Source organism: Candidatus Pelagibacter bacterium nBUS_25 (genome assembly GCF_051200975.1).
Classification (GTDB): Bacteria; Pseudomonadota; Alphaproteobacteria; order Pelagibacterales; family Pelagibacteraceae; genus Pelagibacter.
Genome location: NZ_CP172846.1, coordinates 1,345,355 through 1,362,811, shown reverse-complemented (window position 1 = coordinate 1,362,811; position 17,457 = coordinate 1,345,355). Strand labels below are relative to the sequence as shown.

Below are 17,457 nucleotides of genomic sequence, written 5' to 3'. Positions count from 1 at the left end.
ATTAATAAAAAAAAATTAATTTATTATCTAAATAAATATTTTTTTTAAATCAAACACAGATTGAATCGTTTATAGATTGAATCATAAAAACTATTTTTATTTACCAAATCTAGATATAGTTAAAATTAAAACTTTATTAATAGATGATGTGAATACTTGAGGTTGTTTTTGTACGAGCTTATAAAATTTTAAATTTATATTGCAGAAATCTTTTTGGATATTCTAGAAACGTTTCTTGATGCATTTTGTTTCTTAATAATCCCTGTCTTGGCAATTTTCATTAGTTCAGAATTCAATTTAGGCAAGAATTTTAGAGCTTCGTCTTTTTTTTTATCATCAATTAAAAGGTTCATTTTTTTTAAAGCGTTTCTAAATCTGCTTTTTCTAGCCTTATTAACGGCCGTTTGCTTAGATATTCTTCTAATTCTCTTAATTGCTGATTTTGTGTTTGCCATATCCGCAGGGGTATAGCTTGAGAATTTATGGTGGTCAATAAAATAATTGGCTATTTTTGACAAGAATCACAAAAAAAAGTTGATCTATTAGAGATAATTTTTTTTTTAATAACATTAGAACATCCTAAATTTTTACACCGTTCTCCCTCTTGATGATAAACTTTAAATTCATTCTGAAAACCACCTTTTAATCCTGAGGTATCCTTAAAATTTCTTATACTAGATCCACCCTTACTAATAGCTTTGAGTAGAATTTTTCTACTGTTATTAATAATTTTTTGGCATTCTTTTTTACTTAATAATTTTACTTTTTTGAATGGATTTATTTTGCTTAAAAATAGAATTTCACTAGCATAAATATTTCCTATTCCTGAAACAAATTTTTGATCAAGTAGAAAGTTTTTTATATCTTTATTTTTTCCTTTAAAAAAATTGTAAACATAGGTTAGATTAAAATTCTTATTAAAAGGTTCAGGACCCAAATGATAAAATCTTTTATTCAGGTCTAGATTATTTTTTATCAACTGGAAAAAACCAAATCTTCTTGGATCATTATAAACAATCCTAAAATTTTCAAAAATTAACTCAACATGATTATGTTTTTTTGGTAAAAAAGGAGAATTATAAAAACTAGTATTTGTAGGTTTGTTAACTAATTTATTATTTACAACGTGTATTGTTCCTGACATGCCAAGATGAATTAAGCAATAATTTTCTTTTGGTAAATAAATGATTAAATATTTAGAGAATCTTCCTACTTTAATTATTTTTTTATTTTGAAAATAAGTAGCAAAGTTCGGTGGAATTTTTAATCTTAAATTTCTATTTCGTATTATTACTTTTTTAACCTTTTTTTGTTTGATTTTTTTATGAAGAGATTGTCTTACAATTTCTACTTCTGGTAATTCTGGCATTTGACACTATATTGAATATATATTTTTTTTTATGCAACAATATCTTCAAAATAAAAAAGGGCTAGTAGAAGGTGTATTTGATCAGGTCTATAGTAAATACGACCTAATGAATGACTTTATGTCACTCGGTGTTCATAGATTTTGGAAAAAAAGCTTAATAAATATGATGAACCCATCTTTAAATAAAAATTTCATCGATGTTGCTTGTGGAACAGGCGACATAGGTAAACTCTATTTAGACAGCACTGATAAAAATGGTAGAATTACTTGTGTGGATCCCAACAAAGGAATGGTAAGCCAAGGTAAACAAAAACTCTCTAGTTACAAAAATATTAACTGGGTTATTTCTCCTGCAGAACAACTACCCTTCGAAGACAATAAATTTGATTTTTATACTATTAGTTTTGGACTAAGGAACACAAAAGATTTAAACAAAGCTCTTTCTGAAGCATATAGAGTTTTAAAACCAGGTGGAAGGTACTTGTGCTTAGAATTTTCAAAAATACAGAACTCAAATCTTGATTTTATTTATAAAAATTATTCAAAATTAATTCCAATCATTGGTCAATTTGTAGTTGGTGAAAAAGAGCCATATGAGTATTTAGTTAAAAGCATAGAACAATTTATTAATCAGGAAGAATTAATTGAATTAATGAAGAACAATAACTTTCAAAAATGCTCTTACAGAAATTTTTCTGGAGGGATTGTTTCAATTCATAGTGGATGGAAATATTAATGATTAAAAAATTTATAACTTTATTTAAGTTAGGAAGAAAAATTGCTAAATCTGATATACTAAGTATTGCTTCAAAATTCCAAAAACCACCTGTTATAATAACAATATTATTTCAGCTGTTATCAATTTCTTTCTCTAAGAAAAATCAGCAAAACCTAAGTTCTAATGAGGGAGAAAGATTATCTAATTCTTTAGAGTCTATGGGCACCACATTTATAAAACTTGGCCAATTTTTAGCAACTAGACCTGATATTATTGGTGAAGAACTATCAACTAAGCTTGAAAATTTACAAGATCGTCTTCCACCTTTCTCTATAAGCCAAGCAAAAGAAATAATTAAAAGAGATCTTGGTGAGGACACATATAATTCAATAATAAACTTTAGCGAACCTGTTGCAGCTGCCTCGATTGCACAAGTTCACAAAGCTCAAATTAATGACAATGGAACTATTAAAGATGTGGCAATAAAAATTTTAAGACCAAATATTAAGAAAATATTTAATGAAGAAATTGACGCAATGATGTTGTTTGCTTTTATAATCGAGTCTTTTGTAAAAAAAACAAAAAGATTAAAGCTTGTTGAGGTTGTATTTTTATTGAAAGAGATAACAAACCTTGAAATGGATTTAAGGTTTGAAGCAGCTGCAGCAAATGAATATGCAGAAAATACTAAAAACGATGCAGGATTTAGAGTGCCACAAATTTATTGGAACTTTACAAGTGAAAATGTAATGACTCTCGATTGGATTGATGGCGTATCAATAAGAGAAACTGAAGAATTAAAAAATAAAAATTTAGATACAAATAAAATTGCAGAAGACATTATTCAACATTTTTTAAGACACGCAGTAAGAGATGGTTTTTTCCATGCAGATATGCATCAAGGAAATATTTTTATTGATAACAATGGTCAGATTGCCCCTATAGATTTCGGTATAATGGGTAGATTAGACAAAGTAAGTAAAAGATTCTTAGCAGAGATTTTATTTGGATTTATACAAAGGGATTACAGGAAAGTTGCCGAAGTACATTTGGTAGCTGGATTAGTTCCAAATAATGTTCCAATTGACGATTTGGCTCAAGCTCTAAGATCAATAGGAGAACCTATATTTGGTCAAGCAGTTAAAGATATATCGGGAGGCAAATTACTAAAACAATTATTTGATGTAACTGAGAAATTTAATATGCAAACCCAACCTCAATTATTAATGTTACAAAAAACTATGGTTGTAGTTGAAGGAGTTGCAAGAAAATTAAACCCTAATACAAATATATGGACAACGTCCAAGCCTGTACTTGAAAGCTGGTTGAGAGAAACTAAAGATCCAATTAATGCGATTACAGATACTCTGAACAATACATCGGAGGTTATTAAAAGATTGCCAGAATTTCCTGAGATCATGGATAAAGCTAATCAAGCTTTAACATTTTTAGCTAGTGGTCAAATCCCACAAAACTCAAATTCTTACACTGCCTTAAATAATAAAAAATCTGAAATGACTGCTTTTAGAAACCAATCTATTATTGGTTTATTAGTTCTTGTAATTATAGGGTTATTGGTATTTTAATTCGGCAAATGAAAAATCTGTTAGACAAAAAAATTCTTTATATAATTTGTGGTGGAATCTCTGCTTATAAAAGTCTCGAAACAATTAGAATTTTCAAAAAAAATGGAGCACAAATAAAAACAATTTTAACCAATAGTGCTAAAGAATTTATAACTCCTCTTTCTGTTGCATCACTCTCTCAAGGGAAAGTTTATACTGATTTATTTAATGTCGAAAATGAAACTGAGATGGATCATATCGCTTTATCAAGATGGGCAGATGTAATTTTAATTGCACCAGCTACAGCAAATACAATTTCAAAATTAGCTCAAGGTACAACAGATGATTTAGCTTCAACCGTTTTACTTGCATCAAATAAAGAGATTTATTTAGCACCGGCTATGAATGTAAGAATGTGGGAACATCAATCAACAAAACAAAATTTACAAAAACTAATAAATTATGGTTACAAACTTATTGGTCCAGAAATTGGGGAAATGGCTTGCGGGGAATACGGTGAAGGAAAAATGTCTGAACCTGATAAAATTTCAAACGAAATAAACAATTATTTTTTAAATCTTAAAAAAAATAAAAAATTAAAAGCACTAGTTACAGCTGGTCCAACAAACGAATATATTGATCCTGTAAGATTTATTACAAATAAATCTAGTGGTAAACAGGGATATGAAATTGCTAAATCTTTATCTAAAAAAGGTTTTGATACAACTCTTATTTCAGGACCAACTAATTTAAAAATTGATGATGATATTAAACTTATTGAAGTTGAAACAGCAGATGAAATGTTATTAGAAACTCAAAAAAACTTACCCACTAATGTAGCAGTTTTTTCTGCAGCAGTAGCTGATTTTAAAATAAATAAAAAATTTAAAAATAAAATTAAAAAACATGAATCATTAAATTTAAATTTAGAAAAGAATGTAGATATATTGAATTATATTTCAAACCATAATTCAATGAGACCAGAACTTGTTATAGGATTTGCAGCTGAAACAAATAATGTTGAAAGAAATGCAGAAAAAAAATTAAACAATAAAAATTGTGACTGGATAATTGCAAATGATGTGTCTAATAAAAAAATTGGCTTCAGCTCTGATTTTAATGAAGTAACGATCTACTATAAAGATAAAAATAAAGAAAAACTTTCATATAAAAAGAAATCTGAAATATCCGATGAAATAGTTGATAGAATAATTAATCAATTAAATTAATGACAAAAGTTCTTATAAAAAAATTAGACTCATCTGTTGAGCTACCTGCCTATAAAACTAATGGAGCATCAGGTATGGATTTAATGGCTTTTATAAATGAGCCAATAACACTAAAACCACAGAATTCTTGTTTAGTTCCAACTGGCATTTCTGTTGCATTTCCTAGTGAGTTTGAAATTCAAATTAGACCAAGATCTGGTTTGGCTGCTAAAAACAATATTAGTGTTTTAAATACTCCAGGTACAATAGATAGCGATTATAGAGGTGAAATTAGAGTTATTCTTTACAATCATGGCAATACTAATTTTGTAATAAATAATAAGGATAGAATAGCTCAAATGATTTTAACTCCTGTTATTAAGATGCAACTAGAAGAAACAGATGCTTTACCTGAAACAGTTAGAGGAGAAGGTGGATTTGGCTCAACTGGAAAATGAGTTTAAAACTTAGTAAAAATCAGCTCGAAAAATATTCAAGACAAATCATTTTAAAAAATATTGGTGTTTTAGGCCAAAAAAAAATTTTAAACTCAAAAGTTCTAATAATTGGTATGGGTGGATTAGGATGCCCTGTAGCCGAATTTCTAACCAGGTCAGGTGTTGGATTTCTTGGAATTGTAGATCATGATTTAGTTAGTCTTTCAAATATTCACCGACAAACCTTATATGATGAAAAAGATTTGGGAAAACCAAAAGTTAAGGTGGCTAAAAAAAAATTAAATAATATCAATTCTAAAACTAAAATTGATATTTACAATTTAAAATTAAATAAAAAAAAATTTACAAAAATTGTTAAGAATTATGATTATATTGTTGATGGTACAGACAATTTTGAAACAAAATTTTTAATTAACGATATAAGCTTAAAATATAAAAAATTTCTTGTAACTGGGGCTATAAGCAAATTTGATGGACATATATTCACTTTTGATTTCAATAATAAAAAAAATCCTTGTTTAAGATGCTTTTACCAGGAAGAAAGTATTTCTGACGACATACTAAACTGTGAACATGAGGGAATACTTGGAACTATTGCTGGAATCATTGGTACTATGCAAGCTAACGAAATCTTAAAAAAAATTTTAAATGTTGGGAAAAATTTAAATGGATTTATTTTAATTGTAGATTTTTTGAATTTAAATTTTAGAAAAGTAAAATTTAACAAAAGAAAAAAATGTAAATGCAATTAATACAAAAAATTATTTATACATTATTTTGTTTAACAATTTTAACAATATCCTCTGTTGCTGAAGAAACTTTTGTCTCTTTAAAAAAAAGTAAAGTTAATGTTCGTTATGGTCCTAGCTTTGACTCAGATATAAAATATGTTTATAAAAAAATAAATCTACCATTAAAGGAAATAGATAAAAAAGATAATTTTAGAAGAATTATTGATTTAAAAAATAATAGTGGATGGATACATGTCTCTCAATTAAAAAAGAATAATTCAGTTATAACAACTAAAGATAAAATCTTATTTAAGAAACCATCATCTTTTGCAAAACCAACAGCTCAAATAGAAAAAGGAAGATTACTAATTGTCGATAAATGTGAAAATAACTGGTGCAAGATCAAATCTGATAGTTATGAAGGATGGATTAAAACTATTGATATTTGGGGCTTAATTAACTAAAATCTGCTGATAAAGAGCTTAAATTTGCTGCATTAAGTTTTGTTGTATGAGAGTATTCTTCGTGGTCAATCCCAATTTCAACTTCTACGCCGTTCGATTTAAATTTTTGAATTTGTTCATCATCAAATGTAAAATGTATGAATTGAACTGAAGAAGCCTTTCCTTCTGCAGAAGTTCTATCAACGTCCTCCTCAGGGATTGCTTTAATTGTCTCACCATTAATTTTAATGAAGACTTTTTCCTCTATTCCTCCAGCTTTACTTAAGAATGCTGCTCTTGAAATTGGATTGTCAATTTCAAACATTAGTGTAGCTGTAAGCTCTTTTCCATTGGGTATTAGGGGATTATAAGCAGTAAGTTCATCTTTTAGCTGTTCATCACCACCTTTTTCAATGTAAAGCATTTCTTGTACTTGGGCTAACATTGTTTCGTAACTTTCAAAATAAAAAGTTGCATATGGACCTAGTGCTATTCTTCTATCTTTCTTAAAGCTAACAATACTTTTTCTAAGCTCTTTTCTATTTTTTGTATAGACATCTAGGGGCATGATGTCTTCTTTTACAATTTCTTTTTTGTCTCTTGGCATAATCATAATTTATAACTTTTTGCCATTAATTCGATAGGATGTAACGCCTCATCATTAGAAATGTTTGTATCGATTTCTAATTGTTTTAAATGTTTTCCTGCAAGCGGACAATCTGAGGCCATATATTTATTATTTTTATTTTTAATTTGTCTAGCGGTTGGTCTGCCAACTTTATTTGCTAAATCATGTGTATCTTTCATCACACCAAAAGTACCTCCGTGACCAGCACATCTTTCAACAACATCTAATTTAACGTTTGGTATAAATTTCAGCATATCTCTTGACTTAATACCCATATTTTGTGCTCGTGCATGACACGCATTGTGAACAGTTACACCACCATCTATTTCTTGTAATCCCTCAGCTAACCCCTCGTTATTTGCTATATCAACAACATACTCATCTATATCCATCACATTTGACGACAATCTTTTTATATTTTCATCTTTAGGTAATAAAAGGGGCCATTCAAACTTTAACATTAACCCACAGCTAGCTGTTAAAGTTATTACTTTATAACCTTTGTCAACCCACTCTAATAAATCTTTAGATACATTTTTTGCTTGTTCAACCACCTTAGGAAGATCTGCTTGCTCTAAGAAAGGCATCCCACAACATCCTGGATAAGCCTCTTGAACTTCAACTCCATTCTTTTTTAAAACTTTTAAAGCCGCAACTCCTGTATTTTTTTTATTAAAATTAACAAAACAAGTCGTATAAATTACAACTTTCCTATCCTTGTTTGAAGTTTCAAAATTCATTTTATCTTTATTTTTTTTAAAGAAGTTTGAAAATGTTTCTGAATTATATTTTGGTAATTGTACTCTTTTATCAATCCCTGAAACAATTTCTAAAATTTTTCTTAGAAATTTATTTTTAATATCAGATACCCAATTAACTAATTTTGAAAACATGACACCAATTTTTGCATTTCTGTCTATTTGAGCTAATTGTGTTGGTACACCTGGTAATTTTCCCATTTTTTTTTGAGCTGTTCTGTATCTCAACATTAAATGAGGAAAATCTAGATCAAAATCATGAGGGGGTACGTATGGACATTTAGTCATAAAACACATGTCACACAAAGTACAAGCATCTACAACAGGTTTAAATTGTTCACTTTTTAAACTTTCGACATCCTCATTTTCTGACTCATCAATCATGTCAAACAACTTTGGGAACGAGTCACATAAGTTAAAACATCTTCTGCAACCATGGCAAATATCAAACGCTCTTCTCATTTCAGCATCTAATTTTTCAGGATTTGAAAAATCGGGATGTTCAAAATCTATTGGGTGTCTTATAGGGGCGTCTAAACTACCTTCTTTGCTCATAATTTTTTTGAAATTTTATTGAATATTTAGTGGGCAAATTAATGCCCACTAAAAAATTTATTAACTAATAGACTCTAAAGTTTTTTGGAATTTACCAGCGTGAGATTTTTCAGCTTTTGCTAAAGTTTCAAACCAATCTGCGATTTCCTCAAAACCTTCTTCTCTAGCAGTCTTTGCCATACCTGGGTACATGTCCGTATATTCATGTGTTTCACCTTGTACTGCTGAAGCTAGATTAGCTTTAGTTTCACCAATTGGTAAGCCAGTAGCTGGATCACCTACTTCTTCTAGATATTCTAGGTGACCATGCGCGTGGCCTGTTTCACCTTCTGCTGTTGATCTAAATACTGATGCAACATCATTATATCCTTCGATGTCTGCTTTTTGAGCAAAATAAAGATATCTTCTGTTTGCTTGGCTTTCACCAGCAAATGCCGCTTCTAGATTTTCCTTTGTCTTAGTTCCTTTTAATGACATTTTATTCTCCTTAATTTAGTAATTTGAAATATATAATGATTTTAAATTTTAAGTCAACAGTTTAGAATAATTATAATGTAGAACTTAAATATATGATTTTATTGAATTAATTTTGATTTTGATTATCACTCGCAACTTTAATCAAAACTTCTACAGATTTTATTTGTTTTCCAGAAATATCTTTTTTCAAATTAATAGAATCAATATCATTCTCCTCACAATCGATTAGCTCGTGAGTATCCTCATCATAAAAATGATGGTGAATTGAAGTATTAGTGTCATAGTAAGTTTTATCTGAATTTATTGCTATTTCTTTTAAATAACCTTTTTTTTGGAAAGCATGAACCGTATTATAAACTGTAGCCAGAGATATTTTTTCATTCATCTCATCTGAAATTTTTTTAACAAGATCATTAATTGTAAAATGGAAGGTTTTATCCCTTAAAAACAATAATTCACAAATTTTTACCCTTTGCTTTGTTGGTCTTAGTCCAATTTCTCTTAATTTGTTGATAACGCAGTCTTTTTTCATAGTTTTTTATAATAATTCTAAAGTAACTCTAAAATTATACTGTTTTATTATATTATATTATCATTAAATCAAGTATTAAGGGTCTTCAATTTTTATGAAAAAAAATTCTTATTCTTACGATGATCTCATAACATGCGGAAATGGTGAGCTTTTTGGGCCTGGAAACGCTAAATTACCACTTCCCCCAATGCTTATGTTTGATAGAATTACTGAAATCAACGATAATAATGGTGCTTACAATAAAGGTTCTTTGAAGGCTGAATTAGACATTAAAGACGATCTATGGTTTTTTGATTGTCACTTTAAGGGTGATCCGGTTATGCCAGGATGTTTAGGTCTTGATGCAATGTGGCAGCTAGTTGGTTTTTATCTTGGGTGGCTTGGTAACCCTGGAAAAGGTAGGGCTCTTGGAGTAGGTACAGTAAAATTTACAGGTGAAGTTTTACAAAATGTAAAAAATGTAAGGTATGAAATTGATATGAAAAAAATTATGTCTCCAGGAGGTACAACTGTTGGTCTTGCTAATGGAATTGTACTTGCAGATGACAAAAAAATATATTCAGCAGAAAGTTTAAAAGTGGGGTTATTTAAATAATGAGAAGAGTTGTTGTTACAGGTTTAGGAATTGTATCTTGTTTGGGTAATAATCAAGAAGAAGTTCATCAATCTTTATTAAATTCAAAATCAGGAATTTCATTTAGTGAAGAATACAAAGAACATAATTTAAGAAGTCATATACATGGCAAACCAAATATAAATCTTTCTGACCACGTTGATAGAAAAACAATTAGATTTATGGGATCTGGTTCAGCTTATAACTATATTGCAATGAAAGAGGCTATTGCTGACTCTGGTCTTGAAGAAAAAGACGTAAGTAATATTAAAACTGGAATCGTGATGGGTTCTGGTGGACCTTCAATTGAAAACGTAGTTTTATCTGTCGATAAGACTAGAGCAAAAACTCCAAAACTTATGGGACCATTTGTTGTTCCAAGAACAATGGCAAGTACAGCATCAGCAACCCTTGCTGTACCATTTAAGATAAAAGGTGTGAATTATACGATGAGCTCAGCTTGCGCCACTAGTGGTCACTGTATTGGTCATGCTAGTGAATTAATTCAAATGGGTAAACAAGATATTGTTTTTGCAGGCGGAAGTGAGGAACTACACTGGGCAATGACTGCTATGTTTGATGCAATGACTGCATTGTCTTCAAAATATAATGATACACCAGAAAAAGCTTCTCGAGCTTATGACAAAACTAGAGATGGTTTTGTAATTGCTGGGGGTGGTGGAGTGCTAGTGCTTGAAGAATACGAACATGCTAAAGCTAGAGGTGCTCAAATATACGCGGAATTAACTGGTTATGGAGCAACGTCAGATGGTTACGATATGGTAGCCCCATCTGGTGAAGGAGCTGTGAGATGTATGAAAATGGCTCTTGCAACAGCTAAAAATAAAATTGATTATATAAACACTCATGGAACTTCAACTCCAGTAGGCGATATTACTGAACTAAGAGGTGTTGGAGAAACTTTTGGAGCTAATGTTCCAAAGATAAGTTCAACTAAATCACTATCTGGTCATCCACTAGGTGCTGCATCAGTTCATGAGGCGATTTATTGTTTAATCATGATGAAAAATAGTTTTATTACTGGCTCAGCAAACATTGTAGATATGGATGATGAGGCTAAAAAATTTCCAATTGTAACTAAAACTGAAACAGGTGTAACTTTAAACACAGTTATGTCTAACAGTTTTGGATTTGGTGGAACTAACGCTGCTTTAATTTTTGAAAAGGTTTAAGTTATGAGTTTAATGAAAGGTAAAAAAGGATTAATCATGGGTGTTGCCAATGAAAGATCTATTGCTTGGGGAATTTCACAAAAACTTGCTGAAGCAGGTGCTGAACTAGCATTCACTTACCTTGGTGATGCTTTAAAGAAAAGAGTAATTCCTTTAGCAGAAAAATTAAATTCAAAAACTACATTTAGCTGTGATGTTGAAAAAAAAGAAGATGTAACCAAATTATTTGAAGATGTTAAATCTCAATGGGGTGAAATTGACTTTGTGGTTCATGCAATTGCATTTTCGGACAAATCTGAATTATCTGGTGAATATTTAAACACTACTAGAGAAAATTTTTTAAGAAGTATGTTAATTTCATGTTTCTCATTTACAGAAGTTGCTAAAGAAGCTTCTAAAGTAATGAAAGAAGGTGGAAGTCTAATTACTCTAAGCTATGAAGCAAGCAAAGCTATTCCAAATTACAATGTAATGGGTGTATGTAAGGCCGCTTTAGAATCTAGTGTTAAATATCTAGCAAGAGATTTAGGCGCTAAAGGCATGAGAGTAAATGCAATTAGTGCAGGACCTATTAAAACGTTGGCTGCTTCTGCTATTGGAGATGCAAAATTCCTATATAAATGGAATGAAGACCATTCTTTCCTAAAAAGAAACGTAGATATCCATGATGTTGGAAATTCAGCATTATATCTACTAAGTGACCTTGCAAACGGTGTTACTGGTGAAATTCACTATGTGGATGCTGGATATAACAAGGTTGGGATGCCAGATCCTAAAAATATCTCTTAAAATATAGTTAAATATAGTTAAATATAGTTAAATTTAGTTAAAAAACCCCCGGAACTCTCATTCCAGGAGTTCATTTAATTAACTTTTAAAAAGCTCTAAAGCTTGATTAAGAAGTTCCTCAGATTTTGCATGATCTCCAGACTCGTGAGCTTTCATACCTGCATCACGTAATTTTTGAGCTTCTTCAATTTTCGCATCAATATTTTTTGCCATCATTGGACAAGATCCAGCAAAAACTGCACTTGTAAACATTACAAATACTATTGATAAAATTATATTTTTCATAATTATCCTTTCGTTGGATGTTAAGTGGAAACTTTAAAGGTAATTATTAGCTCATTCATTGTCACATGAGACATTTTTATGGTCAATTTTTGCAATAAAAAAAACCCCCAGAACTTTCATTCCAGGGGTTTAGTTTAGAATTTAAATTTAATTATTATTCAGCAGCTTGTTTCATAGAAAGTTTAACTTTACCTCTATCGAAACCAATCACTTTAACTTTAACTTCGTCACCTTCTTTGACAACGTCAGTAACTTTAGCAACTCTTTTGTCTGCTAGTTCTGAAATATGAACAAGTCCATCTTGTTTTCCTAAGAAATTAACAAATGCACCAAATTCCATAATCTTCATAACTTTACCTGAATAAATTTTATTCAGTTCAGCTTTTGCAGTGATGTCTTTAATAAACTGCATAGCGATGTTTCTAGACTCTTCATCTGGAGCAGCAACTGTTACAACCCCTTCGTCATTCACATCAACTTTTGCACCAGATTTTTCAACAATCTCTCTGATTGTTGCGCCACCTTTACCAATCACAGCAGCGATATCTTTTTTATCAACTGTAATCTGTTCCATTTTTGGAGTGTGTTGCCCAACATCAGCTCTTGATTCACTTAAAGCTTTATTCATTTCACCTAAGATATGAACTCTTCCGTCTTTTGCCTGCTTTAAAGCCTGCTCCATGATTTCAAAAGTAATACCAGTAATTTTGATATCCATTTGAAGTGAAGTAATTCCATCTTTAGTTCCAGCAACTTTAAAGTCCATGTCTCCTAAGTGATCTTCGTCACCCAGAATGTCTGATAGAACACTAAAATCATCACCTTCTTTAATCAAACCCATTGCAATACCTGCAACTGGTTCTTTAATTGGCACACCAGCATCCATTAATGCTAGAGAAGCCCCACAAACAGTAGCCATTGAAGAAGAACCATTAGATTCTGTAATCTCTGATACTATTCTAAAAGTGTATGGAAACGCCTCTTTTGAAGGCAGTGAAGAATTGATTGCTCTCCATGCTAATTTTCCATGACCAACTTCACGTCTTCCAGTTCCAATTCTTCCTGTTTCACCAACTGAAAAAGGAGGAAAGTTGTAATGAAGCATAAATCTTTCTCTAGACTGTCCATCTAGACTTTCTATTCTTTGTTCATCATCAGAAGTACCTAAAGTAGTGACTACAATCGCTTGTGTTTCTCCTCTAGTAAATAATGCTGAACCATGAGTTCTTGGCAAAACACCAACTTCACACTCGATAGCTCTTACATCCGCTAAACCTCTGCCATCAATTCTTTTTTTGTTTTTAAGAATATCAGTTCTAACAATTTTCTTTTCAAGATTTTTTAATTCATCATTAACATTAAAATCAGAGTAATTCTCATTATCGACAAAAAGCTGCTTAGCTTTTTCAGATATTTCTGAAATTTGATTTGATCTATCTTGCTTATCTATTGTCCCAAAAGCTTTAGTTAAATCTTCAGTAAATTCACTCTCAAGTTTTTGCTTAACTTCGGATAAATCTTTTTTCTCAACTGTCCATTCTGGCTTTCTACATTCTTTAGCTAACTCCTCAATCATTTCGATTACTGGGACAAAGCCTTCGTGACCAAATTTAACTGCAGCTAACATTATTTCTTCAGATAAACCTGATGTTTCTGATTCAACCATAAGCACTGCATCTTTAGTACCTGCTACAACTAAATCTAAACTTGAGTTTTCTAATTCAGCTTTTGATGGGTTAAGAATGTACTTACCATCAACATAACCAACTCTAGACGCTCCTACAGGGCCCATAAATGGCATTCCTGAAATTGCTAATGCTGCTGATGATGCGGTGATTGCTAGGATATCTGGTTGATTTTCTTTATCGTATGAAATTACCGTTGGTAACAACTGCACTTCATTTTTAAATTCACCAGGAAACAAAGGTCTAATAGGTCTATCAATTAATCTTGAAATTAATTGTTCACTTTCAGTTGGTCTTGCTTCTCTCTTAAAAAATCCACCTGGAATTTTCCCACCTGCGTAATACTTTTCTTGATAATTTACAGATAGAGGAAAATAATCCATGTCAGGATTAACTTTTTTTGCTCCTACTACTGTTGCTAAAATAACTGTTTCACCACATGAAGCGATGATTGCTCCGTCTGCTTGTCTTGCTACTTTACCTGTTTCTAAACTTATCTTCTTTCCTGCTACTTCTATTTCTTTCTTGTATACTTTAAACATTTCATTTCCATTTCGTTTCGTTCGTTTCGTTCCATTCCGTTCTATCTATCTTGATCTTTATTTTCTTAAACCCAATTTTGACAGTACATTTTTGTAAGAATCCATTTTTGTGTTTTTTAGGTATTCTAACAATTTTTTTCTTCTATTTACCGCTCTCAACAATCCAACAGATGAATGTTTATCTTTTTTGAATTGCTTAATATGTGTAGAGAGAGTTTCAATTTTCTCTGTTAGCAAAGCAATCTGAACCTCTGAAGATCCAGTATCTTTATCATGCTTTGCTAATTCTTGTGCCTTTTTGTTCATGCCTCTTTTTTCCTATTTATTTGTTTGTTTTATTAAATTTTCTATTTTTTCCGCATACTCAAAAGACTCGTCTTTTCTAAAAAGTAATTTTGGTAAAAATTTCATAACCACTTTCTGTGATAATATTTTTCTAATTAAAAATGAGTATTTTTTTAAAACATTGATTGCTTCTTCAGCATTTTTACCTCCAAGTGGAAGCACATATGCTTTAGCTATTTTCAAGTCCTGACTCATTCTTACCTCTGTAACCGTTATAGTGTTAGTTTCTAAATTGGGGACCTTAGCCTCATTTTTTATAAAAATCATGCTTAAAGACTGCCTAATCATTTCTCCAACTCTTAGCTGTCTTTGGGATATTGGTTTTCCAATTCTATCACTCATTAGATCATTCTCTCAGTGGAAGTTACACTAAACGCTTCTATTGTATCGCTTTTTTGGAAATCCATATAATCTTTTACCGTAATTCCACATTCTTGACCATTACTGACCTGTTTTACTTGGTTTTTTTCTCTAAATAGAGTTCCAACTTTTCCTGTATAAATGATTGCTCCATCTCTAATTATTCTAACATCTGAAGCAGTAGTGATTTCACCCTCCATCACTTTTGATCCTGCCACCTTTCCAGCTCCTGAAACTTTAAATATTTCTAAAATTTGAGCTGTACCTGTAACTGTCTCCTGAATATCGGGTGATAACAATCCTGACATTTTTTGTTTAATATAATCTAGGACTTCATAAATAATATTATATGATGAAATCTTTATTTTTTCGTTTTCTGCTAATTTTTTTGCTTCCTTGCTTGGCTTAACATTAAACGCTATTAAAACTGCATTTGAAGCTTTTGCTAATGTAACATCTGTTTCAGTTACCATTCCAATATCTGCTAAAATTATTTTAGGTTTAACTTCATCATGTTTAATTTGACTAATTGCATTCTTAATTGCTTCTGATGATCCATGAACATCTGATTTAATTATTAAATTTAATTCTTCTGCTGAACTATCTGAAAAAGCTGAGTCTTGAGTAGCAAATGTTAGTGGATTTTTAACTTCTTTACTTTCTTGAGCTCTATTTTCACTTAAAGTTTTTGCTTCTTTTTCATTATCAACAACAATAAAATCGTCTCCAGATTTAGCTGCACCGTTAATCCCTAAAATCTCAACTGGTGCTGAAGGAGGTGCTTCATTAATATTTTTTCCTTTGTCATCAATTATTGCTCTAACTTTTCCCCATTTTAAACCACTTACAAAAAAGTCACCTTTTTTTAAAGTTCCTGTGGTTACTATGATTGTTGCAACAGGTCCTCTTCCAACATCAATTTTAGATTCTAATACAATTCCTGTAGCTTTTGATTCAAAATCAGTTTTTAAGTCTAATATTTCAGCTTGCAAAATTATCGCTTCAACTAATTTATCTAAATTCTTTTTAGTAGTTGCTGAGATTTCAACCATTAAAGTGTCTCCAGATAAATCTTCTGCAATCAATTCATGTTCTAATAATTGGTTCTTAATTTTTTGCGGGTCCGCATCTGGCAAATCACATTTGTTAATTGCCACAACAATTGGAACATTCGCAGCTTTTGCATGTTTTATAGATTCTACTGTTTGCGGTTTTACACCATCATCAGCTGCAACAACTAAAACTACTACATCAGTTAGTTTTGATCCTCTTGCCCTCATTTCTGTGAAAGCTGCGTGACCGGGGGTATCAATGAATGTTAACTTATTAGATTGGCTTTCTATTTGATAAGCTCCAATGTGTTGTGTAATTCCACCAAATTCTCCTGACACAACATTCGCACTTCTTAAAACATCTAAGACTGAAGTCTTACCATGATCAACGTGACCCATTACAGTTATGATTGGCGGTCTATTCTTTAAATTTTCAACTCTAGTAGCTTTAATTTTTTGAATTATTTCCTCAGCTTTTTCTTCTCTTATCGGGTTATGTCCAAACTCTTTTACTAAATATTCAGCAGTATCAGCTGCTAATGTTTGATTAATAGTTACAGTAACGCCCATTCCAAATAAAAACTTAATAACGCTACTTGATTGTTCGGCCATTCTATTAGCAAGTTCTCTAACCGTAATAGCTTCTGGAATATTTACATCTCGTTTAACAGGTTTTAAATTTTCTTGAACTTCCTCTTTAGTTAAATTTTTATTTTCTTTTTGCCTTGCTCTCTTAACAGAAGCTTCACTTCTCGCTCTTGCCTCAATTTCATCACTTAGAGCTCTTGAGACTGTTAATTTTAATTCTCTTTTTTTAGTTCCAGCCTTTAGTGTTTTCTTCTCTTTATTTTCATCCCCTTTAAGTCTTTTTGTTGCTCTTTGCTCAGCAAGTTTTCTTCGCTCAAAATCGTTTGTTATTGGGGGTGATTTAGGTGTAAATGATGGTTTTGCGGAAGCACCTCTATTAAATGTTGAGGTAGTTTTTGGCTTGAAACTTCCAGGTCTAGATGTTCCACCTTTACTTGAAAATTTACTTGGTTGTTTTTCGATAACTACAGAATTTTTTCCTTGAGATTTTGCAATCTCAATATTTTTGAACGATTTTTTGGCTGTACCAGATATTGTTAATTTTGTTTTTTTTTCCATAGCTC

The 17,457-nt window shown here is 30.9% G+C and carries 20 protein-coding genes; 9 read left to right on the top strand and 11 right to left on the bottom strand.

Annotated elements, in window-relative coordinates; translation table 11 throughout:
* Positions 1 to 194: 194 nt before the first annotated feature.
* On the bottom strand, positions 195 to 455 hold the full coding sequence (gene rpsT, locus ACIJYH_RS07290) for a 30S ribosomal protein S20 (protein WP_435086042.1): 261 nt from the start codon (positions 453 to 455) through the stop codon (positions 195 to 197).
* A 50-nt stretch (positions 456 to 505) separates the two neighbouring features.
* Positions 506 to 1,369 carry a bifunctional DNA-formamidopyrimidine glycosylase/DNA-(apurinic or apyrimidinic site) lyase gene (gene mutM / locus ACIJYH_RS07285; protein WP_435163014.1) on the bottom strand — a complete coding sequence of 288 codons (864 nt, stop codon included), beginning with the start codon at positions 1,367 to 1,369 and terminating at the stop codon, positions 506 to 508.
* A 31-nt stretch (positions 1,370 to 1,400) separates the two neighbouring features.
* Here mutM and ubiE point away from each other — a divergent pair, with 31 nt between their 5' ends.
* From ubiE to ACIJYH_RS07255, 6 genes are read left to right on the top strand one after another with little or no spacing between them, the layout of a single operon-like run.
* On the top strand, positions 1,401 to 2,105 hold the full coding sequence (ubiE, locus tag ACIJYH_RS07280; protein ID WP_435096904.1) for a bifunctional demethylmenaquinone methyltransferase/2-methoxy-6-polyprenyl-1,4-benzoquinol methylase UbiE: 705 nt from the start codon (positions 1,401 to 1,403) through the stop codon (positions 2,103 to 2,105).
* Entirely contained in the window at positions 2,105 to 3,673 is a 1,569-nt protein-coding gene (ubiB, locus tag ACIJYH_RS07275; protein ID WP_435163012.1) for a 2-polyprenylphenol 6-hydroxylase, read from the top strand. Before ubiE ends, ubiB begins: the two co-directional genes overlap by 1 nt.
* Before the next feature lie 8 nt (positions 3,674 to 3,681).
* Complete coding sequence (gene coaBC, locus ACIJYH_RS07270) at positions 3,682 to 4,881, top strand: bifunctional phosphopantothenoylcysteine decarboxylase/phosphopantothenate--cysteine ligase CoaBC (RefSeq protein WP_435163010.1); 1,200 nt, start codon at positions 3,682 to 3,684, stop codon at positions 4,879 to 4,881.
* Positions 4,881 to 5,318, top strand: coding sequence for a dUTP diphosphatase (dut, locus tag ACIJYH_RS07265; RefSeq protein WP_435163008.1), 438 nt, complete (start codon positions 4,881 to 4,883; stop codon positions 5,316 to 5,318). The genes coaBC and dut overlap by 1 nt, the downstream gene beginning before the upstream one ends.
* Positions 5,315 to 6,070 carry a HesA/MoeB/ThiF family protein gene (locus tag ACIJYH_RS07260; protein WP_435163006.1) on the top strand — a complete coding sequence of 252 codons (756 nt, stop codon included), beginning with the start codon at positions 5,315 to 5,317 and terminating at the stop codon, positions 6,068 to 6,070. Before dut ends, ACIJYH_RS07260 begins: the two co-directional genes overlap by 4 nt.
* Positions 6,061 to 6,513, top strand: coding sequence for an SH3 domain-containing protein (locus ACIJYH_RS07255; RefSeq protein ID WP_435088445.1), 453 nt, complete (start codon positions 6,061 to 6,063; stop codon positions 6,511 to 6,513). Before ACIJYH_RS07260 ends, ACIJYH_RS07255 begins: the two co-directional genes overlap by 10 nt.
* On the opposite strand, the gene ACIJYH_RS07250 is transcribed toward ACIJYH_RS07255, so the two are convergent.
* The 4 genes from ACIJYH_RS07250 to ACIJYH_RS07235 form a co-directional block, all read right to left on the bottom strand.
* Positions 6,506 to 7,099: a DUF3501 family protein gene (locus ACIJYH_RS07250; protein WP_435163004.1), complete on the bottom strand. Its 594-nt coding sequence runs from the start codon at positions 7,097 to 7,099 to the stop codon at positions 6,506 to 6,508. The genes ACIJYH_RS07255 and ACIJYH_RS07250 overlap by 8 nt on opposite strands.
* Positions 7,100 to 7,101: 2 nt before the next feature.
* Positions 7,102 to 8,433, bottom strand: coding sequence for a (Fe-S)-binding protein (locus ACIJYH_RS07245; RefSeq protein ID WP_435163002.1), 1,332 nt, complete (start codon positions 8,431 to 8,433; stop codon positions 7,102 to 7,104).
* A gap of 60 nt (positions 8,434 to 8,493) precedes the next feature.
* Positions 8,494 to 8,910 carry a rubrerythrin family protein gene (locus tag ACIJYH_RS07240; RefSeq protein WP_023649160.1) on the bottom strand — a complete coding sequence of 139 codons (417 nt, stop codon included), beginning with the start codon at positions 8,908 to 8,910 and terminating at the stop codon, positions 8,494 to 8,496.
* Between the two features lie 106 nt (positions 8,911 to 9,016).
* Positions 9,017 to 9,442, bottom strand: a complete 426-nt coding sequence (locus ACIJYH_RS07235; RefSeq protein ID WP_435163000.1) for a Fur family transcriptional regulator — start codon at positions 9,440 to 9,442, stop codon at positions 9,017 to 9,019.
* A gap of 94 nt (positions 9,443 to 9,536) precedes the next feature.
* On the opposite strand from ACIJYH_RS07235, the gene fabA reads away from it, so the two are divergent.
* Genes fabA through ACIJYH_RS07220 form a run of 3 tightly spaced genes read left to right on the top strand, consistent with a single transcriptional unit; the run spans position 9,537 to position 12,037 of the window.
* Positions 9,537 to 10,037: a bifunctional 3-hydroxydecanoyl-ACP dehydratase/trans-2-decenoyl-ACP isomerase gene (gene fabA, locus ACIJYH_RS07230; RefSeq protein WP_435162998.1), complete on the top strand. Its 501-nt coding sequence runs from the start codon at positions 9,537 to 9,539 to the stop codon at positions 10,035 to 10,037.
* Positions 10,037 to 11,248: a beta-ketoacyl-ACP synthase I gene (fabB, locus tag ACIJYH_RS07225; RefSeq protein ID WP_435162996.1), complete on the top strand. Its 1,212-nt coding sequence runs from the start codon at positions 10,037 to 10,039 to the stop codon at positions 11,246 to 11,248. Before fabA ends, fabB begins: the two co-directional genes overlap by 1 nt.
* A gap of 3 nt (positions 11,249 to 11,251) precedes the next feature.
* The gene (locus tag ACIJYH_RS07220) at positions 11,252 to 12,037 is read left to right on the top strand and encodes an SDR family oxidoreductase (protein WP_028036143.1); all 786 of its coding nucleotides are present in this window, start codon (positions 11,252 to 11,254) and stop codon (positions 12,035 to 12,037) included.
* Positions 12,038 to 12,115: 78 nt separating this feature from the next.
* Here ACIJYH_RS07220 and ACIJYH_RS07215 read toward each other — a convergent pair whose 3' ends face one another.
* The 5 genes from ACIJYH_RS07215 to infB all read right to left on the bottom strand — a co-directional run bounded on the left by ACIJYH_RS07215 (position 12,116) and on the right by infB (position 17,452).
* Positions 12,116 to 12,322: a hypothetical protein gene (locus ACIJYH_RS07215; RefSeq protein WP_435162993.1), complete on the bottom strand. Its 207-nt coding sequence runs from the start codon at positions 12,320 to 12,322 to the stop codon at positions 12,116 to 12,118.
* 154 nt (positions 12,323 to 12,476) lie between these two features.
* On the bottom strand, positions 12,477 to 14,549 hold the full coding sequence (pnp, locus tag ACIJYH_RS07210; protein ID WP_435162991.1) for a polyribonucleotide nucleotidyltransferase: 2,073 nt from the start codon (positions 14,547 to 14,549) through the stop codon (positions 12,477 to 12,479).
* Positions 14,550 to 14,606: 57 nt separating this feature from the next.
* Positions 14,607 to 14,855 (bottom strand): 30S ribosomal protein S15, encoded by a 249-nt coding sequence (gene rpsO, locus ACIJYH_RS07205; RefSeq protein WP_435162989.1) that lies wholly within the window; start codon positions 14,853 to 14,855, stop codon positions 14,607 to 14,609.
* Between the two features lie 12 nt (positions 14,856 to 14,867).
* Positions 14,868 to 15,236: a 30S ribosome-binding factor RbfA gene (gene rbfA, locus ACIJYH_RS07200; RefSeq protein ID WP_435088435.1), complete on the bottom strand. Its 369-nt coding sequence runs from the start codon at positions 15,234 to 15,236 to the stop codon at positions 14,868 to 14,870.
* Positions 15,236 to 17,452 (bottom strand): translation initiation factor IF-2, encoded by a 2,217-nt coding sequence (gene infB, locus ACIJYH_RS07195; protein WP_435162987.1) that lies wholly within the window; start codon positions 17,450 to 17,452, stop codon positions 15,236 to 15,238. Before infB ends, rbfA begins: the two co-directional genes overlap by 1 nt.
* Positions 17,453 to 17,457 lie beyond the last annotated feature (5 nt).